This is a genomic window from Marivita sp. (assembly GCF_022763305.1).
Classification (GTDB): domain Bacteria; phylum Pseudomonadota; class Alphaproteobacteria; order Rhodobacterales; family Rhodobacteraceae; genus Marivita.
This window is the reverse complement of sequence record NZ_JALEGT010000010.1, coordinates 112,180-137,717: the sequence shown is the minus strand read 5'-3', so window position 1 is coordinate 137,717 and position 25,538 is coordinate 112,180. Positions and strand designations below refer to the sequence as shown.

The 25,538-nt window shown below is 62.3% G+C and carries 24 protein-coding genes; 16 read left to right on the top strand and 8 right to left on the bottom strand.

Translation table 11 applies throughout. The features are described from left to right. Positions 1–21: 21 nt before the first annotated feature. On the bottom strand, positions 22–1,440 hold the full coding sequence (locus MRY75_RS01295) for an FAD-dependent oxidoreductase (RefSeq protein ID WP_292305335.1): 1,419 nt from the start codon (positions 1,438–1,440) through the stop codon (positions 22–24). Positions 1,441–1,442: 2 nt separating this feature from the next. Further along, positions 1,443–2,168, bottom strand: a complete 726-nt coding sequence (locus MRY75_RS01290) for a TVP38/TMEM64 family protein (RefSeq protein WP_292305334.1) — start codon at positions 2,166–2,168, stop codon at positions 1,443–1,445. Positions 2,169–2,679: 511 nt separating this feature from the next. Between MRY75_RS01290 and rpmH the strand changes: the two genes are divergently transcribed. The 4 genes from rpmH to MRY75_RS01270 all read left to right on the top strand — a co-directional run bounded on the left by rpmH (position 2,680) and on the right by MRY75_RS01270 (position 4,792). Continuing rightward, positions 2,680–2,814, top strand: a complete 135-nt coding sequence (gene rpmH, locus MRY75_RS01285) for a 50S ribosomal protein L34 (protein ID WP_292305333.1) — start codon at positions 2,680–2,682, stop codon at positions 2,812–2,814. A 29-nt stretch (positions 2,815–2,843) separates the two neighbouring features. Beyond that, positions 2,844–3,248: a ribonuclease P protein component gene (gene rnpA / locus MRY75_RS01280; RefSeq protein ID WP_292305332.1), complete on the top strand. Its 405-nt coding sequence runs from the start codon at positions 2,844–2,846 to the stop codon at positions 3,246–3,248. Then, positions 3,245–3,466: a membrane protein insertion efficiency factor YidD gene (gene yidD, locus MRY75_RS01275; RefSeq protein WP_292305331.1), complete on the top strand. Its 222-nt coding sequence runs from the start codon at positions 3,245–3,247 to the stop codon at positions 3,464–3,466. The genes rnpA and yidD overlap by 4 nt, the downstream gene beginning before the upstream one ends. Positions 3,467–3,589: 123 nt before the next feature. Continuing rightward, a complete protein-coding gene (locus tag MRY75_RS01270) occupies positions 3,590–4,792 on the top strand; it encodes a permease (RefSeq protein WP_292305330.1) in 1,203 nt (400 codons plus the stop codon). A gap of 43 nt (positions 4,793–4,835) precedes the next feature. On the opposite strand, the gene argF is transcribed toward MRY75_RS01270, so the two are convergent. The 3 genes from argF to truA form a co-directional block, all read right to left on the bottom strand. After that, positions 4,836–5,762, bottom strand: coding sequence for an ornithine carbamoyltransferase (argF, locus tag MRY75_RS01265; RefSeq protein WP_292305329.1), 927 nt, complete (start codon positions 5,760–5,762; stop codon positions 4,836–4,838). A 3-nt stretch (positions 5,763–5,765) separates the two neighbouring features. Next, positions 5,766–6,947, bottom strand: a complete 1,182-nt coding sequence (locus MRY75_RS01260; RefSeq protein ID WP_292305328.1) for an aspartate aminotransferase family protein — start codon at positions 6,945–6,947, stop codon at positions 5,766–5,768. Between the two features lie 301 nt (positions 6,948–7,248). After that, complete coding sequence (gene truA / locus MRY75_RS01255; RefSeq protein WP_292305327.1) at positions 7,249–8,019, bottom strand: tRNA pseudouridine(38-40) synthase TruA; 771 nt, start codon at positions 8,017–8,019, stop codon at positions 7,249–7,251. Positions 8,020–8,130: 111 nt separating this feature from the next. Between truA and MRY75_RS01250 the strand changes: the two genes are divergently transcribed. The 3 genes from MRY75_RS01250 to MRY75_RS01240 are packed head-to-tail and all read left to right on the top strand — an operon-like array spanning position 8,131 to position 10,984. Then, positions 8,131–9,546: a YcjX family protein gene (locus MRY75_RS01250; RefSeq protein ID WP_292305326.1), complete on the top strand. Its 1,416-nt coding sequence runs from the start codon at positions 8,131–8,133 to the stop codon at positions 9,544–9,546. Further along, positions 9,543–9,983, top strand: a complete 441-nt coding sequence (locus MRY75_RS01245; RefSeq protein ID WP_292305325.1) for a GNAT family N-acetyltransferase — start codon at positions 9,543–9,545, stop codon at positions 9,981–9,983. The genes MRY75_RS01250 and MRY75_RS01245 overlap by 4 nt, the downstream gene beginning before the upstream one ends. Beyond that, the gene (locus tag MRY75_RS01240) at positions 9,980–10,984 is read left to right on the top strand and encodes a YcjF family protein (protein WP_292305324.1); all 1,005 of its coding nucleotides are present in this window, start codon (positions 9,980–9,982) and stop codon (positions 10,982–10,984) included. Before MRY75_RS01245 ends, MRY75_RS01240 begins: the two co-directional genes overlap by 4 nt. Positions 10,985–11,095: 111 nt before the next feature. On the opposite strand, the gene MRY75_RS01235 is transcribed toward MRY75_RS01240, so the two are convergent. Then, positions 11,096–11,377, bottom strand: coding sequence for a hypothetical protein (locus MRY75_RS01235; protein ID WP_292305323.1), 282 nt, complete (start codon positions 11,375–11,377; stop codon positions 11,096–11,098). Positions 11,378–11,806: 429 nt separating this feature from the next. Between MRY75_RS01235 and ileS the strand changes: the two genes are divergently transcribed. The 4 genes from ileS to MRY75_RS01215 all read left to right on the top strand — a co-directional run bounded on the left by ileS (position 11,807) and on the right by MRY75_RS01215 (position 16,567). Beyond that, positions 11,807–14,773, top strand: coding sequence for an isoleucine--tRNA ligase (gene ileS, locus MRY75_RS01230; RefSeq protein ID WP_292305322.1), 2,967 nt, complete (start codon positions 11,807–11,809; stop codon positions 14,771–14,773). Beyond that, positions 14,757–14,993 carry a DUF3253 domain-containing protein gene (locus MRY75_RS01225; protein WP_292305321.1) on the top strand — a complete coding sequence of 79 codons (237 nt, stop codon included), beginning with the start codon at positions 14,757–14,759 and terminating at the stop codon, positions 14,991–14,993. The genes ileS and MRY75_RS01225 overlap by 17 nt, the downstream gene beginning before the upstream one ends. Beyond that, positions 14,990–15,448, top strand: coding sequence for a methylated-DNA--[protein]-cysteine S-methyltransferase (locus tag MRY75_RS01220; RefSeq protein WP_292305320.1), 459 nt, complete (start codon positions 14,990–14,992; stop codon positions 15,446–15,448). The genes MRY75_RS01225 and MRY75_RS01220 overlap by 4 nt, the downstream gene beginning before the upstream one ends. Before the next feature lie 261 nt (positions 15,449–15,709). Further along, positions 15,710–16,567 (top strand): DMT family transporter, encoded by an 858-nt coding sequence (locus MRY75_RS01215; protein WP_292305319.1) that lies wholly within the window; start codon positions 15,710–15,712, stop codon positions 16,565–16,567. A 46-nt stretch (positions 16,568–16,613) separates the two neighbouring features. Here MRY75_RS01215 and MRY75_RS01210 read toward each other — a convergent pair whose 3' ends face one another. Then, positions 16,614–17,447 carry a prephenate dehydratase gene (locus MRY75_RS01210; RefSeq protein ID WP_292305318.1) on the bottom strand — a complete coding sequence of 278 codons (834 nt, stop codon included), beginning with the start codon at positions 17,445–17,447 and terminating at the stop codon, positions 16,614–16,616. Positions 17,448–17,572: 125 nt separating this feature from the next. Between MRY75_RS01210 and MRY75_RS01205 the strand changes: the two genes are divergently transcribed. The 5 genes from MRY75_RS01205 to MRY75_RS01185 all read left to right on the top strand — a co-directional run bounded on the left by MRY75_RS01205 (position 17,573) and on the right by MRY75_RS01185 (position 24,178). Further along, entirely contained in the window at positions 17,573–18,088 is a 516-nt protein-coding gene (locus MRY75_RS01205; protein ID WP_292305317.1) for a cytochrome c family protein, read from the top strand. A gap of 186 nt (positions 18,089–18,274) precedes the next feature. After that, positions 18,275–20,227 carry an extracellular solute-binding protein gene (locus MRY75_RS01200; RefSeq protein WP_292305316.1) on the top strand — a complete coding sequence of 651 codons (1,953 nt, stop codon included), beginning with the start codon at positions 18,275–18,277 and terminating at the stop codon, positions 20,225–20,227. Between the two features lie 7 nt (positions 20,228–20,234). Further along, positions 20,235–21,395: a microcin C ABC transporter permease YejB gene (locus tag MRY75_RS01195; protein ID WP_292305315.1), complete on the top strand. Its 1,161-nt coding sequence runs from the start codon at positions 20,235–20,237 to the stop codon at positions 21,393–21,395. Between the two features lie 3 nt (positions 21,396–21,398). Then, complete coding sequence (locus MRY75_RS01190; protein WP_292305314.1) at positions 21,399–22,589, top strand: ABC transporter permease; 1,191 nt, start codon at positions 21,399–21,401, stop codon at positions 22,587–22,589. Beyond that, positions 22,586–24,178, top strand: a complete 1,593-nt coding sequence (locus tag MRY75_RS01185; protein WP_292305313.1) for an ABC transporter ATP-binding protein — start codon at positions 22,586–22,588, stop codon at positions 24,176–24,178. The genes MRY75_RS01190 and MRY75_RS01185 overlap by 4 nt, the downstream gene beginning before the upstream one ends. Here the strand turns inward: MRY75_RS01185 and hemN are convergent. Then, positions 24,175–25,530 carry an oxygen-independent coproporphyrinogen III oxidase gene (hemN, locus tag MRY75_RS01180; protein ID WP_292305312.1) on the bottom strand — a complete coding sequence of 452 codons (1,356 nt, stop codon included), beginning with the start codon at positions 25,528–25,530 and terminating at the stop codon, positions 24,175–24,177. The genes MRY75_RS01185 and hemN overlap by 4 nt on opposite strands. Positions 25,531–25,538 lie beyond the last annotated feature (8 nt).

The window sequence follows — 25,538 nt, the reverse complement described above, 5'->3', positions numbered from 1 at the left end:
CTTCGCCCCGGGCCCGTCACGTCAGGGCAGCCATTTCTGAACAAATCCGACAACTTTCTTCACCGTGTCACTTTCAAACAGTCGGGGTGAAAAATAGGCTCCCGCCGCCCGTTTGTTAAGTTCCCCGATTGTCGGATAGGGCGCGACCATGTTGGCGATCTGGCCCATCTTCATCTTGTTGGCGATCACCAGCGCCCAGAGATTGATCAACTCACCCGCCTGCTCTCCGGCAATCGACGCACCGACCGGACGGCCCTTGACCACCATCACCTTGATCAGTCCGCGTGTCTTGCGCTCGGCAATCGCCCGGTCGTTGTGGTTGAAGTGAAAGCGCACGACTTCAAGCTTGGTTCCATGCTCCTTGCGCGCCTGCGCCTCGGTCAGACCGACCTGCGCCAGCTCCGGCTGCGTGTAAGTGGCCCAAGGGATATGCCGTGTCGACGCCTTGGCAGGCAGCCCGAACAGCATGGAGCGGATGATCACCCCGGCATGGTAGCCCGCGACATGGGTGAATTGCAGACCGCCCGCCACATCGCCGATGGCGTAAACCTTCTTGTTCGAGGTGCGCATCGTAGCGTCCACCTCGATGCCGGTCCGCGTTGTCTTGATTCCCGCCTTCTCCAGATCAAGACCTGCGGTGTTCGCTTTGCGGCCGACAGCAACAAGAATATGCGTGCCTTTGTAAACCTGACCGTCTTCTGTCTCGACCTCGATCGCGCCCTCTTTGCCGCGCACTTCTTTGGCATTCGAGCCTTCGGCAATCTCCAGACCCTCTTCGCGCAGGCTGTCCAGCACGATTTCGGCCATCTCGGGGTCATCCTTGCCCAGCGCCTTGGCGCCTTCGATCACCGTGACTTTCGACCCAAGCCGCAGATGCGCCTGCGCCATCTCCATCCCGATGGGGCCACCTCCGATCACCAGCAGATGCTCGGGCTGTTCGCGCAGCTCCCACAGGGACTCGTTGGTGATGTAGGGCACGGTGTCGAGACCGGGGATCGGCGGCACGAAGGGCGATGATCCGGTCGCGATGACCACCCGACGCGCGGTGATGCGATACTGGCCCGCCTCGACCTCGGTCGGGGACACGAAGCGCCCGAATTCGCGGATCACCCGCACCCCCAGACCTTCGAACCGTTCCTGGCTGTCCACGGGTTCGATCTGGCTGATGACATCAGCCACATGATCCTTGGCGGCCGCGTAATTCACCTGAGGGGTCACAGTGGCGATGCCGTAGCGATCCCCATGGGTCATGGCATAGGCCGTCTTGGCCGAGGCGATCAGCGCCTTCGAGGGCACACAGCCGTAGTTGAGGCAGTCGCCCCCCATCTTGTGCGCTTCGAGAAGGACAACGCTTGCCCCCATCTGCACCGCACCTGCGGCCACCGACAAGCCACCAGAGCCCGCACCGATCACCAGAACATCCGTCTTGATCTTCTCCATGATCACAGCCCCTTCTTGCCGCGCACGGCCTTCAGCACGATCGGCAGTGCCGCGAGGGCACAGAGACCAAGGATCGGCAAAAGGATGTGCGGTTCGAAGATGATGCCGAGGTTCGGTGTCTCGCCCCGTGCAAAGACCTCGCCCAGACCGGCGCCGACCGAGGTATAGACAACACCGCCGGGAATGATGCCGAGGAAGGTCGACACGAAGAACCGGTACAGCGGCACCCCGACCAATGCGGGCACAAGGTTCGCCACGAAGAACGGCACCGCCGGCACCAATCGGATCAGGAACAGCATCGACCACTGGTTCTCGTCGATCCCGTCCTTGATCTTGCGCACGGCACCGTCGCTTGCGTCCATCTTGGCGGCCAGCCGTTCGCCCAACCCGTAGCGCGCTGCAAGGAAGATCACCGTTGCGCCAACCGTGGCAGCCAGCACGTTGAAGAGCGCACCGGGGAACACGCCGAACAGAAACCCGCCCGTCAGCGTCGCGATGGTGGCCCCGGGCAGGGAAAACCCGACGATCACAACATAGGCCAGCATGAACACACCCGCCGTCAGAAGGTAATTCGCGTCCCGAAACGCCTCGAGCGCTTCGCGATTCGCCGCCAGCGTTTCAAAGCTCAGGTAGTCACGCAGCGTAAACGCACCGACCAGAGCCACGGCACCGATGGCGATCAGTGGCGCATAGCGTTTCCACGCAGGGGTGTCTTGGGTGTCTGTCATGTTGGTCATGTCATACAGGCCGGGGAGGGCCGCCTCTCTATCTCATGTGATTGTCTTGGCTGAAACATGACCCTTGACGCAGCGCGGCAACACCCGGCTCACGCCTGCTTGATCGGGCGATCCGTTTTACGTGAGAATCCCGACGTCATGGGCGAAGATTGAAACAAACGCGCCTCTGGCATCCGGGCTTTGTTGCAGTCTGTGTCAGGTTCACACGCCGCCGTGTCCGAATGTTTCACGCAAGGACATCCTTCATGCGATCCTGATGTCCCTTGCCGGATTGCAACTGTCCTTGCGGTACGGCCGTCAGGCAATTGGCCCGCACCACGACTGTGTTCCGCCACGGAACGCGCAGGATGCGGCCACGTCTTGGTCGCCTGTCCAAGAAAATCACCGAAAATCCGCGACACAGCGTTTGACAACCCAAAGTCACCTGCCTATAGCACGGGCTTCGAACACACCCGGTCGCCGAATCCGCGCGGCCCGGCCCGATGAAACGGAGTTGGACGCGATGAAACGCACCTATCAGCCCTCGAACCTCGTTCGCAAGCGTCGCCACGGTTTCCGTGCGCGCATGGCCACCAAGGGCGGCCGCAAAGTCCTGAACGCGCGCCGCGCACGTGGCCGCAAGTCGCTGACCGCGTAAGCGTCCCGCGACATCGCAGGCAATCTGACATGACACCGCCGGAGGCCTCCTTGGACACAAGGGGAAACACGCCTCCGGCGGTGTTGTCATGTCCACCCGTGACCGTATTGCGGAACCGCGCCGACTTCCTGCGCGCGGCCAGAGCGCTGCGTCGTGGCACCGACGGGATGCTCGTACAGGCACGGGACCGCGACGACGGCGACCCGACGATCCGCGTCGGCTATACCTGCTCCAAGAAGATCGGCAACGCCGTCGCCCGCAACCGCGCCAAACGCCGTCTGCGTGCTGTGGTGGCCGAAGCCCTTCTGCCGGGGGCGCAACCCGGCTGGGATTATGTTCTGATCGGCCGTCCCGGCGTCACGATCGACCGCGACTTTCGGGCGCTCAAAGGCGATCTGGCCTACGCGCTGCGCAAAATCCACGCGTCCGGATGAGCCCGCTTGCCTGGACTCTGTCCCTGCCCATCCGGGCCTATCGCCTGATCTTCAGCCCCTGGGTCGGGCATAATTGTCGCTACCATCCGACCTGTTCGGCCTATGCTCTCGAAGCGCTGCGCAAACACGGCGGGATCAAGGGCGGCTGGCTGACGGTCCGGCGCATCGCACGGTGCCAGCCTTGGGGCGGCTCCGGCGTGGACAACGTGCCGGACTGATCTCTGCCGCAGGTCCCCGTTGGGAACCATGCAAGGAACCTTACCCGCTGCCAATCCATTTCCCTGATACCCCGTGCGTTTCGCGCGGACGGCACGACAGTGCCAGAGGCAAATGATCGGACGATGACACAAACCGCTTTCTTTGAGACTTGGCACAGCGCCGCGATCACCACGCTCGGACTCTTCTGGACAGCCTTCTGGGCGTTCGGGTTTGGCTACCTGATCTCATCCATGATCCAGGTCTTCGTGACCCGGGACAGGATGCAGCAGGCCATGGGGCAGGACGGGCCGAAATCGGTGGCGCTTGGTACCCTCTTCGGGTTTCTCAGTTCGTCCTGCAGCTTTGCCGCCCTGTCAGGCGCCCGCGCCCTCTTTGCCAAAGGGGCCGGGTTCATTCCCGCCATGGCATTTCTGCTCGCCTCGACAAATCTCGTGGTCGAGCTTGGGATCATCATCGCGATCTTCCTGGGCTGGCAATTCGTGGTCGGTGAATATGTCGGCGGTGTCCTTCTGATCCTGCTGATGTGGCTGGTCGTCCGCCTGACCCGGCCGCTGGCCCCTATCGACACCGCCCGGGACACAGCCCGGGCGCAGGAAGACTCAGGCGCGGGAATGGCGGATCCGAACCGTCCCCTGCGCGAGAAGCTCACCTCATCCAAGGTCTGGGGCCAGGTGGCCATGCGCTATTTCATGGAATGGCAGATGGTGTGGAAAGACGTGACCGTCGGCTTCACCGTCGCCGGGATCATTGCCGCCTTCGTTCCTCGCCGCTTTTTCGAATGGCTCTTCATCGGTGGCGACGATCCAACCGTCCTCGACGTGCTGGCCCAGGCCCTTGTCGGCCCGGTCGCGGCCTTTTTCACCTTCATCGGCTCCATGGGCAACATTCCCTTGGCTGCGGTGCTCTACGGAAACGGTGTCGCCTTTGCCGGGATCATGGCCTTCATCTTTTCCGACCTCGTCGTGCTGCCCGTTCTGCGGGTCAACGCGAAATATTACGGATGGCGGATGGCGTTCTATATTCTTGGCGTCTTTCTGGTGATCCTCGTCACAACCGCAATGCTGCTGCATTACGGCTTTGCTTTTCTGGGCCTTCTGCCCTCGGCAGATCAGGTCCGCGCTGTGACGGATCGGGAGTTTTTCGCCATCGACTACACGGTCTGGCTCAACATGGGCTTTATCGCGCTGTCGGCCCTTTGCGTGGGCACACATGTCCGGAGGAACGGGTTAGACACGTCCATCGGCGCAGGAGGCCTCGAAAAGGCGCTCTTCGCGCTTGCGATGCTGGCCTATCTGTGGCTGATCGTCGGTCTGTTCGTCGGATAATGGGTCCGAAGCGCGCAGGGCGCGCGCCCCGGACAAAGGATCGTCACACCCCCAGGCAATAGCGCATGATGGCCTTCTGTGCGTGCAGACGGTTTTCCGCCTCGTCAAAGATCACCGACTGCGGTCCGTCCATGACTTCGGACGTCACCTCTTCGCCGCGATGCGCCGGCAGGCAATGCATGAACAGCGCATCGGGTTTGGCGTGGCGCATGAGGTCTACATTCACCTGATAGGGCCGCAGCATGTTGTGCCGCCGTTCCTTGGCCGATTGCGCATCGTGCATGCTCACCCATGTGTCCGCGACCACCAGATCAGCCCCCTCGACCGCCTTGAACGGATCTCGTTCGATGGCGACCTGGACACCCGCGTTCCGCGCCAGCCCCACGAATTCCATCTCGGGATCAAGCTGCACCGGCCCGGTGAAGGTGAAATCGAACCCGAACTGCGCGGCGGCATGCAGGAACGACGCGCACACGTTGTTGCCATCACCGCACCAGACCACCTTCCTGCCTTTGATCGGCCCGCGATGTTCCTCATAGGTCATCACATCCGCCATGATCTGGCAGGGATGGGTGCGGTCGGTCAGACCATTGATCACCGGCACGCTGGCATTCTCGGCCATCTCTTCCAGCACCGCCTCGTCAAAGGTGCGGATCATGATCAGGTCGACATAGCGGCTCAACACCCGCGCGGTATCCGCGATGGTCTCACCATGACCCAACTGCATGTCAGACCCCGAGAGCACCATGGTCTGACCGCCCATCTGCCGCACACCGACATCGAAGGACACCCGCGTCCGCGTCGACGGTTTTTCAAAGATCAACGCCACCATGCGACCCGCCAGAGGCTGCTCGTCATCCGGTGCGCCCTTGGGGCGACCGTTGCGGCTGCTTTTCATCGCGATGGCTTGATCGATAACCGCCCGCAGATCACCCGCGTCGGTTTTGTGAATGTCGAGAAAGTGCTTCATGTCTCAGCCCTTCGCCTCGAGAACCGCGTCCGCTGCGAAATCCAGCCGGTTCACCGCCTCGGAAATCTCGTCCTCGCTGATGTTGAGCGGCGGCAGCAGGCGCACCACGTTGTCCGCCGCAGGCACGGTGATCACCCCGCACTCATACCCCGCCTTGACCATGTCGATCGGGGCCACCTTGCATTTCAGCCCAAGCATCAGGCCCATGCCGCGCACCCCCTCGAACACGTCGGGATGCGCCGCAACCAGCCCTTCCAGCTTCTGCCGCAGGAACCCGGCCCGCGCGTTCACCGTCTCCAGAAATTCCGGCGTGCTGACAATGTCTATGACCGCGCAGCCCACCGCACAGGCCAGAGGATTGCCGCCATAGGTCGACCCATGTGTGCCCGCCGTCATGCCGGATGCCGCCTCTTCGGTGGCCAAAACCGCGCCCAGCGGGAACCCCCCGCCGATGCCCTTGGCGACCATCATGATGTCAGGCGTCACACCCGCCCATTCATGCGCAAACAGACGCCCGGTCCGGGACACGCCGCATTGCACCTCGTCAAGGATCAGCAACAGGCCTTTTTCATCGCACAGCGCCCGCAACCCCTTGAGGCACTGGTCCGGCAGCGGCCTGATCCCCCCCTCGCCCTGCACAGGTTCGATCAGGATCGCACCGACACTGTCATCAATCGCAGCGTGCAGCGCATCGTGATCCGCCCAAGGCACATGTTTGAAACCCGGCAGCAGCGGCGCAAACCCCTTGGTCATCTTTTCCGATCCGGCCGCAGCAATGCCCGCCGAGGACCGACCGTGGAATGATCCTTCGAAGGTCAGGATCGTGGTCTTCTCGGGATGGCCCTTCTCGTACCAGTACTTGCGCGCCATCTTGACGGCGAGCTCGCAGGATTCCGTTCCCGAATTGGTAAAGAACACCGTATCCGCAAAACTGGCCGCCACCAGCTTGTCCGCCAGCGCCTGCTGCTGCGGGATCTCGTAGAGGTTCGACACATGCCAGAGCTTCTGAGCCTGTTCGGTCAATGCCTGGACAAGCGCGGGATGCGCATGGCCCAGCGCGTTGACCGCGATGCCCGCGCCCAGATCAAGGAAACGTCGCCCGTCCGCCTCGATCAGCCAGGTGCCTTCGCCCTTCACAAAATGAAGCGGCGCGCGGGAATAGGTCGGCAGGACAGAGGGGATCATGGGAAACCTCATTTCAGGAAGCCCAAGCCGTGCCAAGCGGCGCGGGCCAAGTCAACGGAAAGGATGTGAATTCAGACAAAAGGTGACGGATCGCCCACAGTTCGGGGCGGCAAAGCAAGATCAGAAGTCTCGTCGGATAGCGGTCAGGTTTGTCATGACCTGCCTCATCGGGCAAAACCGCCCGCAAAACAAGTCCCATTCTTCTCTGGTTCAAAAATACTTCGGGGTCTGGGGCAGCGCCCCAGTCGGATTTTTCAAAAATCCGACGCCCGGCGATGCGCCCCGCGCAGCGCAAATCCTTTCAGCCCCCGAACGGATCGTCCGGATAGCCAACCCCCACCAGATATAAGCCCTGCGGCGGACAAACTGGCCCACAGGCCGCCCGATCCCGGGCTTCCAAAGCGGTCTTCACATCCTCCGGCGCCCATGCACCCGCCCCGACCCGTTCCAGCGTGCCGACAAAACTGCGCACCTGATTGTGCAGGAAGGACCGCGCGCGCAGTCGGAACTGGAACTCCGCGCCCCAGTCGGTTTCCACGCAGCTGATGTCCAGCGCATCCAGCGTCTTCACCGGCGATGCCGCTTGGCACATGGTCGACCGGAAGGTGGTGAAGTCATGCAGCCCGATCAGCTGCTGCGCCGCCTCCTGCATGGGCGCAAGCTCCAGATCGTGCTTCACCTGCCAGACCTGTCCGGCTTCCAGTGTCAGCGTCGCACGGCGCGACACCAGCCGAAACAGATAACGCCGCTCCACCGCAGAAAACCGCGCATGCCAATCGCCCTCGACCTCGGCCGCAGCGACAATGGCGACTGGCAGGGGCTTGAGGTGATAATTCAGCGCCTCGGACAACCGAAACGGCGACCAGTCCTTTAGCAGATCGCAATGACAGACCTGCCCGCGCGCATGCACGCCCGCATCCGTCCGTCCCGCCGCCGCAATCGTATGCTCGCCCGGCTCCAGCCTGGCCAGCGCCGCCTCGATCGCACCCTGTACCGACGGCTGCTCTGCTTGCCTTTGCCAACCGGCAAAGGGCGCGCCATCATATTCGACTTTCAGGGCAAATCTGGGCATGCGCCCCGCTTATCCTGACGCATTGCGCCGAACAATCCCCCTTGCGCAGCACTGGTAACCGGGGACCTGCGCCTTTATCTCTGGACCCAACGCAAAGAAAAGAGGCCGCCCTTGGTCATTTCCACCATCGCCGACACGCTGACCCGCGGCTTCGAGAATGTCACCGACACAGTATCGGGCGCGTTTTTCGAACCGACAATCCGGCTGGGTGTGACAGGCCTCGCGCGGTCGGGCAAGACGGTGTTCATCACCTCGCTGGTGGCCAACCTGATGGACCGGGGGCGCATGCCGGGGCTGCTGGCGCAGGGCGAAGGGCGCATTCTGTCAGCCTATCTGCAGCCACAGCCCGACGACACGCTGCCACGCTTTGATTACGAATCCCATCTGGGTGCCCTGACAGCCCGCGACCCGCACTGGCCCGACAGCACACGCACGATCAGCGAATTGCGCCTGTCCCTCAAGGTGCGCCCTTCAGGCCTTCTGTCGGGGCTTCAGGGCCCCCGGACCATACATCTCGACATTGTGGATTATCCCGGTGAGTGGTTGCTTGATCTTGGGTTGCTGGAAAAAACCTACAGCCAATGGTCTGAAGAAACCCTTAAGCGGATCGAAAACCGCGCCCTGGCGCAGGACTACCTCGCTCTTGCCAAAGCCGAAGACACCACAGCGGCACTCGAAGAACCCCGCGCACAGGCGCTTGCCGCCCGTTTCACCGCCTATCTGACCGCCGCGCGGCAGGCGGGGTTCTCCGATTGCACCCCAGGCCGTTTCCTCCTGCCCGGCGATCTGGCCGGCAGCCCTGTCCTCACCTTCGCCCCCCTGCCCGCCACTCCAAACCCGCCGCGCAAATCGTTTGCCCGCGAGATGGAACGGCGGTTCGAGGCCTACAAATCCCAGGTCGTCAAACCCTTCTTCCGCGATCATTTCGCCAAGATCGACCGCCAGATCGTGCTGGTCGACGCGCTTGGTGCGATCCATGCCGGTCCGCAGGCGGTCGAGGACATGCGACAGGCGATGGCCGACATTCTCGGCGCGTTCCGCCCCGGTCAGAACCAGTTTCTGACGCAGCTTCTGATCGGCAAACGGGTTGAGAAGATCCTCTTCGCCGCCACCAAGGCCGACCATTTGCACCACACCCAGCACGCCCGCCTGACCGCGATCATGGAGGCGCTGACCCGCGACGCCCGCGACCGGGCACAATTTGCAGGGGCCAAGACCAGCGCCATGTCCATCGCGTCCCTGCGCGCCACGGTCGAGGAGATGCGCGCGCACAACGGCACCGACCTGCCCTGCGTGCGCGGCACCTTGCTCGACAGCGGCAAACAGGCCGCCTTCTATCCCGGAGAGCTGCCGCAGGACCCGTCCCACCTGCTTGGCCCGGCGCGGGACGGCGCCGAAAAGTGGCTGGATCAGGATTATCAGGTCATGCGCTTTGCGCCTGCACACCTGAACCTCAAACCCGGTGATGGCCCGCCACATATACGGCTGGACCGCGCCGCCGAATTCCTGATCGGAGACCGGCTGTGACCCGGCTCCGCCCCGCAACCCCACTTGATGCCGGTCGCGTCGGTGCGATCCTGTCCGCTTGGGTCGACGAAACCCCGTGGATGCCCCGCATCCACACCCGCGCCGAAGACATCGGTTTTGCGGGCCTGATGGTCGAGCGCGGCTGGGTCACTGTTTCCGAAAGCGAAACAATCACCGGGTTCCTTGCCCGCAACGGCGACGACATCCATGCGCTTTACATCGATCCTGCCGCGCGTGGGCAGGGCATCGGATCAACGCTCCTGACCGACGCGATGCGCCGCAAGGACCAGCTCACGCTCTGGACCTTTCAGGCCAACACCCGCGCGCAGGCGTTTTACGAACGCCACGGCTTTGCCCCTGTCGAACACACTGATGGCGCTGGCAATGACGAAGGCCTGCCCGACATCCGGTATCACTGGCAAAGGATCGACGCATGAGCACCGCCAAAGGCCCTGTCCTTTTCGATCTCGACGACGACGCGCCCGCGCCCACCCCGGCAGAGGCACCCCCGGTTCCCGACCTGCTGGAACCTGCGCCACAAGGTCAGGCCATGACCACCGTCGCCGCCCTTGCCGCGCGGCCCGTGTCGCGGCTCGCCCGCTGGTTCTGGTCGCTGCTGCTGATGCTGATCACCACCGTGGTGTCTGTCGCCGCGTGGAACTTCGTCACCGATCTGGTCAGCCAGAACCTCTATCTCGGGTATGCGGTGGCAGGGCTCTTTGGGCTTTTCCTGCTGGTGGTGCTGCTGATCATTGTTAAGGAGCTGTCCGCTTTCGCCCGACTTGGCCGCATCGACCGCATCCAGCACGCCGCCGATGCCGCCCTTGCCAGCGAAGACCTGAGCGCCGCGCGTGCCGTCATCAAGGACCTGACCGGGCTCTATGCGTCGCGCGACGACACCAAATGGGGCCGCGACCGCCTGAAAGAGCGCGAGGCGGACATGTTCGACGCCTCGGCGCTGATCGCGGTGGCGGATCACGAACTTCTCGGTCCGCTTGATGCGGCAGCCCGGCGCGAGGTCGAGGCCGCCGCGCGCCAGGTCGCCACCGTCACAGCGCTTGTGCCCTTGGCGCTGGCTGATGTGGTGGCGGCGCTTGGGTCGAACATCCGCATGATCCGACGCATCGCCGAGATCTATGGCGGCCGGTCCGGCACATTGGGCAGCTGGCGGCTTACTCGTGCAGTGCTGTCGCATCTGGTCGCAACGGGCGCCGTTGCGGTGGGAGATGACATGCTGGAGCCGATTCTTGGAGGCTCGATCCTCGGAAAGCTCTCGCGCCGGTTTGGCGAAGGGCTCGTCAACGGCGCGCTCACCGCACGCGTGGGCGTGGCGGCGATCGAGGTGTGCCGCCCCCTGCCCTTTGCCCCCGGGAAACGCCCCTCGGTCCGGTCGATCGTCAAGACTGCGCTGTCCGGCTTGGTCGCCCGGAAAACGTGACACACTGAACACCAGCGCCAGCACACACATCAGATCGCCGGAACGGCCCTGCCCGACGCAACGGGCAAAGCCTCGTTTCAACAGACGGCCGTATGCCGGATCAGAGCCGGGTTATTCGGTTTGCACCGAAGCGGCGGGATTCTCTGTCGGGGCCGCCTGCGGCGTGCCAGACGTCAGCCCGGGAGGTCCCGATACGGGGCTTTCCCCCCTTGGCAAAAGCGCGATCAGGGCGATGAACCCGAGGAGCACAAGTGCGGCGATCAGGAGGCCCATGCCCGAGCCGCGCGACGTTGTGACATCCACGGGAGGACGGTGCGCCCCCGGCAGGTCACCAAACGCACCACGCGCCCCGGATGCCCGGCGACGGGTGTCTTCAGATGTCTCATGGTACATGGCTTGTCCTTTCGAGGTTGTTCAGGCGCGGCCGACAAACTTCAGCAGCCGACCGCACCGGATAGAGACAGACTGCCAGTGCCATGGCTTCAGTTCACGCGGCGCGACACACCTGCCTGAATCCGGCCAAAACCGGCCGGAGTCCGCTGCACAGGTCGGCAGCATTCGGCGGTGTCCGGGCTGCGGTTTGGCAACGGGCGGAAACTTGCTGTCGGTGTGATGGGCAATCGGCAGGAAGCGGCCTTGCCCAGCCCCTCTGGACGTTGGCCCCTCCCGCTCCTATAACGCGCCGCATGACGCATCTGATCGCGATCATTATTCGAATTACATGCCCGGCGCTCTGAGCAATCGAGTCGCCGGGACAAGGCGTATAGACTGCCGCGCCGCTCCTCTCACAAATTTCTGATCCGTATCCCGAGGACGCTCCCAATGTGCGCCGAAACACCTGACTACAAAGACACGCTGAACCTGCCCCAGACCGATTTTCCGATGCGTGCGGGACTGCCGAACCGCGAACCCGCCTGGCTGGAAAAATGGGAGAAGATGGGCATCTACGACCGCCTGCGCGAGAAGGCCTCGCAAGGGGCCGCCGAGCGCAAGCCCTTCACGCTCCACGATGGCCCTCCCTATGCCAACGGCCACCTGCATATCGGCCACGCGCTGAACAAGATCCTCAAGGACATGGTTGTGCGCAGCCAGCAAATGATGGGACGCGACGCGCGCTACATCCCCGGCTGGGATTGCCATGGTCTGCCCATCGAATGGAAGATCGAGGAACAGTACCGCGCCAAGGGCAAGAACAAGGACGAGGTCGATGTCGTCGATTTCCGTCAGGAATGCCGCAAATTCGCTGAAGGCTGGATCGACATCCAGCGTGACGAGTTTAAGCGGCTCGGGATCACCGGCACCTGGGACAAGCCCTATCTGACGATGGACTACCGCGCCGAGCGGATCATCGCGGAGGAGTTCCAGAAATTCCTGATGACCGGGACCCTTTATCAGGGGTCAAAGCCCGTGATGTGGTCGCCTGTCGAAAAGACAGCACTTGCCGAGGCCGAGATCGAATACCACGACCACAAGTCGCACACGATCTGGGTGCCGTTCCGCGTGGTCGAACCGCTGATCGATGATGGCGGGGATTTCCCGCATGCCGACCAGCGGATTGTGACTGGCGATCTTGCCAGCGCCAAGGTCGTTATCTGGACGACCACCCCCTGGACGATCCCGTCCAACAAGGCGGTCGCGTACAACAACACCATCGCTTACGGCCTCTACGAAGTCACTGGCCGCCCCGAGGAATGCTGGGCGCGGATCGGCGACCGCTACCTCTTGGCCGATGCGCTGGCCGAAGACGTGCTGTCCAAAGCGCGGCTGGAGCCGTCGATGTACCGTCGCCTGCGCGACGTGTCGGCGGACGAGCTGGGCGCGTTAACGCTGGCGCACCCGTTCCGGGGTCTCGACGGCGCGGATGGGTTCTGGGATTACGACGTGCCGATGATCGACGGCGATCATGTGACCGACGACGCGGGCACGGGGTTTGTCCACACGGCCCCAAGCCACGGTCAGGAAGACTACGACGCCTTTGTCGCGCGTGGCTGGATGGACCGGATGACCCACAATGTGGGTGAGGAATCCGAATTCCTGCCGCATGTGCCGTTCTTCGCCGGTCTGCGCGTGCTTGACCACAAGGGCAAGGAAGGCAAGGCCAACACCGCCGTGATCGACAAGCTGGTCGAAGCCGGTGGCCTGCTGGCGCGCGGTCGGATGACGCACAGCTATCCGCATTCGTGGCGGTCGAAAGCTCCGGTGATCTACCGCAACACGCCGCAATGGTTCGCCGCCATCGACCGCGCCGTTGGCGACGGGCAGGACGAGTACGGCAAGACGATCCGTGAACGGGCGCTCACCAGTATCGACCAACTGGTAAAATGGACGCCGCAGACCGGTCGCAACCGGCTTTATTCGATGATCGAAGCCCGCCCCGACTGGGTTTTGTCCCGTCAGCGCGCATGGGGTGTGCCGCTGACCTGTTTCGTCAAGAAGGGCGCGTTGCCGACCGATGCCGATTTCCTGTTGCGCGACGAAACCGTGAACGCCCGTATCCTCGACGCGTTCGAGGCCGAAGGCGCGGATGCATGGTACAAGCCCGGCGCGAAAGAGCGGTTCCTCGGCAACGACTACGATCCCAACGAATGGGAACAGGTGTTCGACATCCTTGACGTCTGGTTCGACAGCGGCTCGACCCACGCCTTCGTCCTGCGCGACCGCGAGGACGGGTCCGAGGACGGTCTCGCCGATCTCTACCTCGAAGGCACCGACCAGCACCGCGGGTGGTTCCATTCCTCGATGCTGCAGGCCTGCGGCACGCGGGGCCGTGCACCCTATCGCGGGGTTCTGACCCACGGGTTCACGCTCGACGAGAAGGGCAACAAGATGTCCAAGTCGCTGGGCAACACCGTCGCCCCCGAGGACGTGACCAAGCAATACGGCGCAGACATCCTCCGTCTGTGGGTGGCGCAGGCCGACTATACCGCCGACCTGCGGATCGGGCCGGAGATCCTGAAAGGTGTGGCCGACAGCTACCGCCGCCTGCGCAACACGATGCGCTATATGCTCGGCGCGCTGTCGCATTTCACCGAGGCGGATCGGGTCGAGCCTGCGGATATGCCCGAGCTTGAACGCTATGTGCTGCACCGTCTGGCGGAGCTGGATGAGGTTGTGCGGACCGGGTACGATTCCTACGATTTCCAGGGCGTGTTCCAGCAGTTGTTCAACTTCTGCACCGTGGAATTGTCGGCCTTCTACTTCGACATCCGCAAGGACGCTCTGTACTGCGACGGCGACACGCAGCGCCGCCGTGCCGCGCGGACGGTGATGGACATTCTGTTCCACCGCCTGACCACATGGCTTGCCCCGGTGCTGGTGTTCACGATGGAAGACGTCTGGCTTGACCGCTTCCCCGGGGACGACTCGTCGGTGCATTTGCAGGACATCCCGGACACGCCCGCATCGTGGAAAGACGACGCGCTTGCGGCCAAATGGGCCAAGGTACGACGTGCGCGGCGTGCGGTGACTGCCGCACTCGAAGTGCAGCGGACGGACAAGGTGATCGGTGCATCGCTTGAAGCGGCGCCGGTGGTGCATATCGAGGATGCCGAGATGCTGGAGGCGTTGAAGTCGGTGAATTTCGACGACATCTGCATCACCTCGGGCATCACCCTTACCGGCGATCCGGCCCCGGCCGAGGCGTTCCGCCTGCCCGAAGTGGCGGGGGTAGGTGTGGTCTTCGAGAAAGCCGAGGGCGAGAAGTGCCAGCGCTGCTGGAAGATCCTGCCGGATGTCGGCACGCACCAGCATCCGGGCACCTGCCAGCGGTGCAATGACGCCCTCGGATAAAGACATCGCGGATGTTCTGCTCGACCTCGCGCATCAGCGCGGGGTCGGGAAAACCTTTTGCCCCTCCGAAGCCGCGCGAAGGCTCTCCGACGATTGGCGTCCCCTGATGCCCGAGGTGCGGCGGGTGGCGGCTCAGCTGAATCTGGTGGCGAGCCAGAAAGGCGCGCCGGTCGATCCGGTGACAGCCAAGGGGCCGATCCGGTTGGGGTTGCCGGGATGAGCCGGTTTGAACAGGCGGTCGACTCGCCTTTGGGGCCGCTGACGCTGGTGGCGGATGCGGTGGGGATCACGGCGCTGGACTGGCGCGAGGGGCGGCGGGACGGGACGCCGGTCTTGGTGCAGGCTGCGGCGCAACTCTCGGAGTATTTCGCAGGGAAACGGCAGGACTTCACCGTTCCGATCCGGCTGACCTGTTCGGAGTTTCAGCGCACCGTCTGCGCGGCCATGTCGGCGATTCCGTTTGGGGAAACCCGCACCTATGGCGATCTGGCGGCGCAACTGGGTGTTCCAGCGCAGGCGGTCGGGCAGGCCTGCGGGGGCAATCCGATCCCGATCCTGATCCCGTGTCACCGCGTTCTGGGCGCCAATGGGCTTGGGGGCTATTCCGGCGATGGTGGCGTCGAGACCAAGGTTTGGCTGCTCAAACATGAGGGTGCGGCCGGGTTGTTGATCTGAGCGGGGTGTGTGCGCACACGCATCTGAAGAAAATGTTTCGCGCGCGAAACATTAGGTCCGAAGCGGACCTAACTTTGCGAACCCGGTTAAAGGCGCGTTAGGCTTTGCAAACCCTTACGGAGTGGTAAACACGAGCCCTGCACAGTCCTTGTTCGCGCAGAGCGCTTGTGTGTCCCCCCGATTGTGCTAGTCCGAAGTCTATCCCGCATTCCGAACAGGCGCATTGTGATGCGCGTGGCATCGGCTCAAGAAAAGCGCAGCATGACGGAACAGAACCGTGCCATCCTTCTGATGATCGCCGCGATCTTCTGCTTTTCGGTCATGGATGCGACGGTGAAGGCGCTGGCCCCGAATGTCGGCGTGCTGCCGGCGCTTTGGGCGCGCTATGCGGGACAGATGCTCTTGGTGTTCCTGTTGGTGCTGCCCCGGCTGAAAACGGTGGTGCAGACCAGATATCCGGTGCTTCAGTTTCTGCGGTCAATCCTGCTGATGGGCGCAACAGCGTTCTTTTTTACCGGTCTCAGCCTGATCCCACTGTCGGATGCCGCCGCGCTGATGTCGACCAATCCTGTTCTCATCACCCTGGGGGCGGCGATTTTTCTGGGCGAAAAGCTCGGGGTACGCCGAATTGCCGGGATCGCCGCGGCGATGATCGGCGCGCTGATCATCATTCGGCCCGGCAGCGATGTGTTCAGCCCGGCCGCCCTGTTCCCGCTGGGTGCCGCTGTCTGCTATTCGGCCTATGCGCTGCTGACCCGACGCGTCGGTGCGGACGAGGATGTGTGGACATCTCTTTTCTATACCGGGTTTGTCGGCACCGTGCTGTTGAGCCTTCTCGTGCCGTTCCAATGGCAGCCGCCCAGTGGGACGGATATCGGGTTGATGGTTATCGTGGCCATCGCCGGAACGACCGGTCAGCTTGCGTTGATCCAGGCCTTCACCAAGGGAGAGGCCGCGATGCTGGCGCCCTATTCCTATACCGGACTTGCCTTTGCCGCCGTCTGGAGCGTGATCCTGTTTTCCGAGTTTCCGGATTTCTGGACCATTGTCGGCAGTCTGGTGATCGCAGCTGCGGGGCTTTACGTGTGGTATCGCGAAACCCGGCAGAAGATCCGCTGAGGGCCGGATCCCTGCACGCCAGCCTGACAGCGGCGTGCGGCGGGCCTTAATCCCTGCGGGAATCGCGGGGATAGGTGCCGAGGATGTTCAGCATGTCGGTGAAGTAGTCGAGCTCTTCCAGCGCCAGTGCAACAGCGGGATCGTCGGGATGACCTTCGATGTCGGCGTAGAATTGCGTTGCCGTAAAAGAGCCGTCGACCATGTAGCTTTCCAGCTTGGTCATGTTCACGCCATTGGTCGCAAAGCCGCCCATCGCCTTGTAGAGCGCCGCAGGGATGTTGCGGACCTGGAAGACGAAGGTGGTCATCATGCCGTGTTCGCCACGGCGGGTCTGATCGCCCTCGCGCGCCATCAGCAGGAAGCGCGTGGTGTTGCTGTCGGTGTCCTCGATATGACGGGCGAGGATGTCGAGGCCATAGATCTCGGCCGCGAGTTCGCTGGCGAGGGCGGCGGCGTGTTTTTCACCGCGTTCGGCGATTTCGCGGGCGGCGCGGGCGTTGTCGGCGTTCACGCGCCCCCGGATGTTGTGCTGGGTCAGGAAGGTCGCGCATTGCGGCAGCAGCACCAGATGGGAATGTGCCTCGGTCACATCTTCGAGTTTTGCGCCCGGCACGCCGAGAAGGTTGATGTGCACGCGCACGAAGGCTTCGTCGATGATCTTGAGCCCGCTTTTCGGCAAGAGGCGGTGGATGTCGGCGACCCGGCCATAGATGGTGTTTTCCACCGGCAGCATCGCCAGATCCGCCTTGCCGGTCTGAACCGCAGTGATCACGTCCTCAAAGGTGCGGCAGGGCAGCGGCTCCATGTCGGGGCGTTTGTAGCGGCAGGCCTCGTGGGAATAGGCGCCCAGTTCCCCCTGGAAAGCGATGGCGTTGGTCATGCGGACTCCGGATATTCTGGCCCACCGGGCGTTTGGTCGCGGCTTCTACACCTTGCCTTGCGGAAGGGGAAGCAATAGATACCCGCGCGACACGCAAGAAACACAAGCGGACGGGTACGCACACAATGTTGGATACAATGACCTTCACCAAGATCGTCGGCAGCTTTTGTGGCGCGCTTCTGATCTTCCTTCTTGGTAAATGGGCGGCTGAGACCCTCTATCACGTGGGCGGCGCCCATGGTGAGGAAGTCGCGGTCTACGTGATCGAGACCGGTGAAGAAGAAGCGTCGACCGAAGAGGTCGTCGAGGTGAACTTTGACACCATGATCGAAACCGCCGATGCTGGCGCAGGCGAGCGGGTGTTCGGCAAGTGCCGCGCCTGCCACAAGCTGGAAAAAGGCGAAAATGCTGCTGGTCCGTACCTCTACAACGTCGTCGGCCGCGACGTGGGCACAGCAGAAGGGTTCAACTATTCGGGTGCGCTGAACGAAGTGGCCGATGTCTGGACGCCGGAAAACCTGTATCACTTCCTCGAGAACCCGCGCGGTTGGGCGCCGGGCACGTCGATGGGCTTTGCCGGTCTGAACAAATCCGAAGACCGCCAGAACCTGATCGCCTATCTCGCGACTTTCTCTGAATAATACGACATTCAGAGTTGCATGATCTTGCCGCTGCCCCACCGGGCGGCGGCTTTTCTTTTTCACAATCGCGTTTTTCCTTCGGTATTTGGGACTGCGTCGCGCATTCTCGCCTTGAATGTGGGCAAATTCGTTCTTTAGCTTACATGGAGGTGCAGACCTGCACACACGAGCTACGGAGACACGAACATGCCCAACAGACCTGGCCGTCCATCCTTTGCTGACCTCAACCGTCGACAAACGCTGCAACTGTTGGGCGGGAGCGCCGTCGCGGCAGGTGCGGGTGGCGCTGGTTCTCTGGCCTTTGCCGAAAGTCATTCCGCAGCCGGAGACGAGATCATTCGCGCGCATGGCTATTCATATTTCGGGGATCTGAAATATCCGCCTGATTTCAGTCACTTCAACTACGTGAACCCGAATGCGCCCAAGGGCGGGGAAATCGTGCTGAGCGCGCGGGGCACGTTCGATGGCTTCAACCGCTGGGCGTGGCGCGGCAACCCGCAGACAAATTCGGATGTTGTGGGGGAATCCCTGCTGGCCGGCGACACGTTCGGGACGGCGGTTCCGGCGGACTCCCTGACCGACCAGTACTGCCTGATCGCACGTGAAGTGGAATACCCGAAGTCCAAGGAATGGTGCGTCTTCCACCTGCGGGACGACGTGGTGTTCCGCAACGGTGCGCCGCTGCGGGCACAGGACGCAGCCTTTACCTTCAACCTGTTCATCGAACAAGGCATCCGGTCGTTCTCGCGCTCGGTGAGCGAGCGGATCGAAGGGGTCGAGGTGATCGATGACCTGACGCTGCGCTACAAGTTCGTGGACGGGATTTCGCGCCGGTCGCTGATCAGCCAGGTGGGCGGGATGATCGTGCTGTCCGAAGAGTGGTACAAGGAAACCGGCGAACGGCTGGACGAGCCGTCGGTTCTGTCGCCGATGGGATCGGGGCCGTACCAGGTGGGCGATTACGAGTTCAACCGCTACGTCGTCTACGAGCGGAACCCGAATTACTGGGGCTGGGATCATCCGGTCAATGTGGGGCGGCACAATTTCGACCGAATCCGGATTGAGTATTTCGCCGACGCGACCGCCGAATTCGAAGCGTTCAAGGCGGGCGAGTACACGTTCCGTTCCGAGGGTTCGAGCAAGCGATGGGCGACGGGTTATGAATTCCCCGCTCTGGAAGAGGGGCATGCGGTGCGCAAATCCCTGCCCGACCAGACCGCACCGCTGAATTCCGGGATCATTTTCAACACGTTGCGGTCTCCGGTCGACAATCGCAATGTGCGCCATGCGCTGACGCTGGCGTTCAACTTTGAATGGACGCGCGAGTCGCTGGAATTCGATCTGACGACCCAGCGCAGTTCCTTTGCCGAAGGTCAGGAATGGGAAGCCAAGGACGTGCCTCAGGGTGAGGAGCTGGCCTTCCTGCAGGCTTTGGGCGACGTGGTGCCGCCCGAAATGCTGACCGAGCCGGTTGTGATGCCGCACACGTCGGACAAGGACACGCCGGTGGATCGCCGCAACAAGCGCACCGCGCTGCGGATGCTGGCCGAGGAAGGCTGGACGGTCGACGATCAGGGCCGGATGGTGAACGAGGCGGGCGAGCAGATGTCGCTGGATTTCCTTGTTCTGTCGACATGGGACGACACACGGCAGGCGACCATCGAGACCTATGTGAACACCCTGCGCGACTGGGGCATCGAAGTGAACGCCAACGCGGTGGATTCCGCGCAAGGGCAGCAGCGGTTCCTCGACAAGGATTACGACCTGATCCAGACATCGATGCAGACGTTTTCGACCATCGGGACGGGGCTCAAGCAGTTGTTCGGTTCGGAAACGGCAGAGGTGTCGTCATGGAACCCGTCGGCGCTGCGCAGCCCGATGGTCGATGCGATCATCGAAGCGGCGCTGAATGCGGAATCGCGGGAAGCCGAAGTCACGGCGATGATGGCGCTGGACCGCGCCTTACGCTACGAGCGGGTGATCGCCCATGCGGGCTATGTGCCGGAATACTGGATTGCCTATTATGACATGTTCGAACACCCCGAAGAGCTGCCGCCGTTGGGCATTGGCGTTCTCGATTTCTGGTGGTTCAACGAAGAGAAATACGAGGCCCTCAAGGCCGCTGGCGCGTTGAGGTAAGAGACCCTTGGGCGCCTATATCCTTCGACGGCTGTTGCTGATCATTCCGACGTTGTTCGGGATCATGGTCATCAATTTTGCCCTGACGCAATTCGTCCCCGGCGGACCGATCGAGCAGACGCTTGCGCGGTTTCAGGGCGAAGGCGACGTGTTTTCAAGCTTTTCGGGCGATGGCGGCGGCAACCAGAATGCCGAGGAAACCTTTGGATCGGACAGCGACTATATCGGCGCGCGGGGTCTTCCGAAGGAATTCATCGAAACGCTGGAAATCGAGTTCGGCTTTGCCCGGATCGTCTGCGAGGACGGCTTTACCGGAGAGCCTGATCTGGATGAACCGGCCTGTCAGAAGGAAGACATCGGCGCGGTCGAACGATTTGGCATCATGATGTGGAACTATATCCGGCTGGATTTCGGAGAGAGCTATTTCCGGTCCATCGGGGTGATGGAACTGGTGCTGGAAAAGATGCCGGTGTCGATCACGCTGGGCCTGTGGTCCACGGTCATCGCCTATATCGTGTCGATCCCGCTGGGCATCCGCAAGGCGGTCAAGGATGGGACATCGTTCGACACCTATACGTCGGCCGCGATCATCGTGGCCTATGCGATCCCGGGCTTCCTGTTTGCGATCCTGTTGCTGGTGCTGTTTGCGGGTGGGTCGTATTTCCAGATATTCCCGCTCAGGGGGCTGACCTCGGAAAACTGGGATGAACTGACCCTCTTCGGCAAGATCGCGGATTATTTCTGGCACATCACGCTGCCGGTTCTGGCCTCGACCATTTCGGCATTCGCGACCCTGACACTGCTGACGAAAAACAGCTTTCTGGACGAGATCAAGAAGCAGTACGTGATGACGGCGCGGGCCAAGGGGCTGGCCGAACGGAAGGTGCTTTACGGGCACGTGTTCCGCAACGCGATGCTGATCGTCATCGCGGGCTTTCCGGCGGTGTTCATCGGTGTCTTCTTCTCTGGCTCGCTGATCATTGAGACGATTTTCTCGCTTGATGGTCTGGGGCGGCTTGGGTTCGAGGCGGCGGTGGCGCGGGACTATCCGGTGATCTTTGGCACGCTGTTCGTGTTCGGGCTGATCGGGCTGGTCGTGGGTATCCTGTCGGACCTGATGTATGTGCTGGTCGATCCGCGCATCGACTTCGAGAAGCGGGAGGGCTGACGCATGGCGGCCAATCCCGAACCGAACGACCGCGATATCGTGACCGAGCCCAGCCCGGCAGTGGCGGTTGCCCCGGCGCGCAGCCGGTTCACGCTGTCACCGCTCAATCAGCGGCGCTGGAACAACTTCAAGCGCAATCGCCGGGCGTTCTGGTCGCTGATCATTTTCTGCGTGCTGTTCGGGCTGTCGCTCTTTGCCGAATTCATCGCCAACGACAAACCGATCCTCGTGCAGTATCGCGGCGAGTTTTACACCCCGATCTTCAACTTCTACGCCGAAACAGAATTCGGCGGGGATTTCCGCACAGAGGCGGCCTATCGTGACCCCGAGGTGCAATGTCTGATCCGCACAGGCGGGCTTGAGGAATGCTTTGACGACCCCGAAGGATTGATCGAACAGGTTGATCAGGGCGTCATTCTGGATGGCGATTTCTACAAGGGCTGGTCGATCTGGCCGATCATTCCCTATGATTACCAGACCCCGGTGGACCGCCCCGGTGCAGCCCCCCTGCCCCCGAACGAGCAGAACTGGCTGGGCACGGATGACACCAAGCGCGATGTGATGGCGCGGGTCATCTACGGGTTTCGACTGTCGATCTTCTTCACCCTGATCGTGACGGTGCTGGCCAGCGTTGTAGGGATCGTCGCGGGTGCCTTGCAGGGGTATTTCGGCGGGTGGCTTGACCTGATCTTCCAGCGGGTGATCGAGATATGGTCGTCGACGCCGTCGCTTTACATCATCATCATCCTGTTCGCGATATTGGGGCGAAGTTTCTGGCTCCTTGTATTCCTGACAGTGCTGTTCGGCTGGACCGCTCTTGTGGGCGTGGTCCGGGCGGAATTCCTGCGGGCGCGGAACCTTGAATATGTGCGGGCGGCAAAGGCCCTGGGCGTTTCGAACACGACGATCATGTTCCGGCACATGCTGCCCAACGCGATGGTGGCGACATTGACCATGCTGCCCTTCATCGTGACGGGCACGATCAGCACGCTGGCCGGTCTGGACTTCCTTGGGTTCGGTCTGCCGTCGTCGGCCCCGTCGCTGGGGGAGTTGACGCTTCAGGCCAAGCAGAACCTGCAAGCGCCGTGGCTGGGCTTTACCGCGTTCTTCGTGTTTGCGCTGATGCTCTCGCTGCTGGTGTTCATCTTCGAAGGCGTGCGCGACGCGTTTGATCCGAGAAAGACGTTTACATGAGCCGCATCCTCGAGGTGAAAAACCTGACCGTTGGCTTCCGGCAGGACGGGCATACCGTGCCTGCGGTCAAGGGCGTGTCGTTCCATATCGAACGCGGAGAGACCGTAGCGCTGGTGGGCGAATCCGGGTCGGGCAAGTCGGTCACGGCGCTGTCGACCGTTTCGCTGCTGGGCGAGTCCGCGCGGGTCGGGGGATCGGTGCTGTACAACGGCGAAGAAATGGTCGGGGCGGATGATGCGCAGTTGCGGCGCATCCGGGGCAATGACATCAGCTTCATCTTCCAGGAACCGATGACCTCGCTCAATCCGCTGCACACGCTGGAAAAGCAGTTGGCTGAGTCACTGGCGCTGCATCAGGGGCTGGCCGGAGAGGCGGCGCGGACGCGGATCATCGAGCTTTTGAACAAGGTCGGCATCCGTGACCCCGAAAGCCGGTTGGGTGCCTATCCGCATCAATTGTCCGGCGGGCAAAGGCAGCGTGTGATGATCGCGATGGCGCTGGCGAACGGGCCTGAGCTGCTGATCGCGGACGAGCCGACGACGGCTTTAGACGTGACCATCCAGGCGCAGATCCTGCAGCTTCTGGCGGATCTGAAACAGGCCGAGGACATGAGCCTGCTTTTCATCACCCATGACCTTGGCATTGTGCGCAAGATCGCGGATCGGGTCTGCGTGATGAAGGACGGCGAGATCGTCGAGAGCGGCAAGACCGCCGAGATTTTCCGTAATCCGCAGCATCCTTACACGCAGATGCTGTTGAGTGCCGAGTCCACCGGTGTCCCTGATCCGGTCCGCGAAGGTGCCGAAGAAATAGCGCGGACGGACAACCTCAAGATCTGGTTCCCGATTCAGCAGGGTTTCCTCAAGCGCACCGTCGGCTATGTGAAGGCCGTCAACGATGCGACCATCGCGGTGCGCGCGGGCGAAACCGTGGGCATCGTTGGCGAGTCCGGGTCCGGCAAGACGACGCTGGCGCTGGCGATCATGCGGTTGATCCAGTCGGAAGGCGGGATCACCTATCGCGGGCAGAACGTGCGCAACTGGTCGACGCGCGAGTTGCGGCGGTTGCGCAGCGAGATGCAGATCGTGTTCCAGGACCCCTATGGCAGCCTCAGCCCGCGGATGACCTGCGAGCAGATCATCGCCGAGGGGTTGGGTGTGCATGGGTCGCCGGACGGGCGGTCGGACCGGGAGCTTGTGACCGAGGTCATGACAGAGGTCGGTCTGGACCCCGCCACGATGCACCGCTACCCACACGAGTTTTCCGGTGGTCAACGACAGCGGATCGCCATTGCCCGTGCGATGGTGCTGCGGCCCAAGCTTGTGGTGCTGGACGAGCCGACATCCGCGCTCGACATGACGGTGCAGGTGCAGATCGTGAACCTGCTGCGGGATTTGCAGCGGAAATACGATCTGGCCTATCTCTTCATCAGTCACGATCTGAAGGTTGTGCGCGCGATGTCGCACAAGGTCATCGTGATGAAAGCAGGCGATGTGGTCGAATACGGCTCTGCGCAGGACGTGTTCAGCAACCCGCAGACGGATTACACCCGCACGCTGATGGCGGCGGCTTTCGATCTGGCCAGTTAGATCGCCGAACTGTGCCCGGCTGAGGACAGGTCGTAGGCGTCAAAACTGCGGGCGATCATCCGGGTCAGCGGGCGCGCTTCGGGCGGAACAAAAAGGCCGCTCTCATCAACGACAAGCAGGTTCTCGAATTCGTCGTTCGCGCGTCTGAGCATCGCGGTCACGTCGGCTTCGGTGGTCTGGTAGTCCCGAACAAGCTCGGCCGTATCGACGCGGAAATCGCACATCAGCATTTCGATCATGCGGGCCCGCAGCTTGTCCTCTTCGGTAAAGCTGTGGCCCCGAACGGTCGAGAATTCATGTGCGCGGATCGCCTTGGTGTAACCCGACGTGGCCGGTGCGTTCTGCGCATAGCCTTGCGGAAACTTCGAGATCGACGACGCCCCAAGACCGACCAGCACGTCGGACGTGTCGTCGGTGTAACCCTGGAAGTTGCGGCGCAGGGTGCCGTTGCAGGCGGCGACGGACAGCCCGTCTTCGCGCGTAGCGAAGTGGTCGATGCCGATTTCTTCGTAATTGTCCCAGACAAACAGCTTGCGCGCGGTTTCGAACAGATCAAGCCGTTCGTCGGGGCGCGGAAGCGCGTCTGACGGAATCATCTGCTGGCGTTTGGCCATCCAGGGCACATGCGCATAACCATAGAGCGCGACGCGATCCGGCGAGAGCGACAGCAGCTTCTGCACCGAATCAACGATCTTGCTGCGGGTCTGGTCCGGCAGACCATAGAGAATGTCGGCGTTGAGGCTTTGGATACCCCGATCACGGATCATGTCGACCGCGCGCTTCGTGGTATCGAAGCTTTGTTCGCGACCGATGGTTTTCTGGATCTCGGGATCGAAATCCTGCACACCGATGGAGGCCCGGTTCATCCCGCTGTCAAACAGCGCATCAAGGCGGCCTGCGTCGATCTCGTTGGGGTCGATCTCGACCGAGAATTCATAGCTATCGGCAAAATCCGCGACTTCGCGCACCGCCGCGGACAGGTCGCGCATATGATCCGGCGACAGGAGCGTGGGCGTGCCGCCGCCCCAATGCAGGCGGGACAGGCGCACGCCCTTCGGCAAATGCCGCTTGAGCAGCGACAATTCGTCCTTGAGCGTCTCGACATAGGCGGTCACGGGCTCGCCACTGGCGGTCCCTTGGGTCCGGCAGGCACAGAACCAGCACAATCGGCGGCAGAACGGTACATGCAGGTACAGCGAAATCTCACCGTTTTCCGGGATCGCTTCGATCCAGTCGGAAAAATCCCCGGGTTTGACATCGTTCTTGAAATGCGGCGAAGTGGGGTAACTCGTATAGCGAGGTACCTTCGCGTCGAATAGTCCCAACCGGGAAAGTTGTGTTCTAGTGACCATGTGCATAG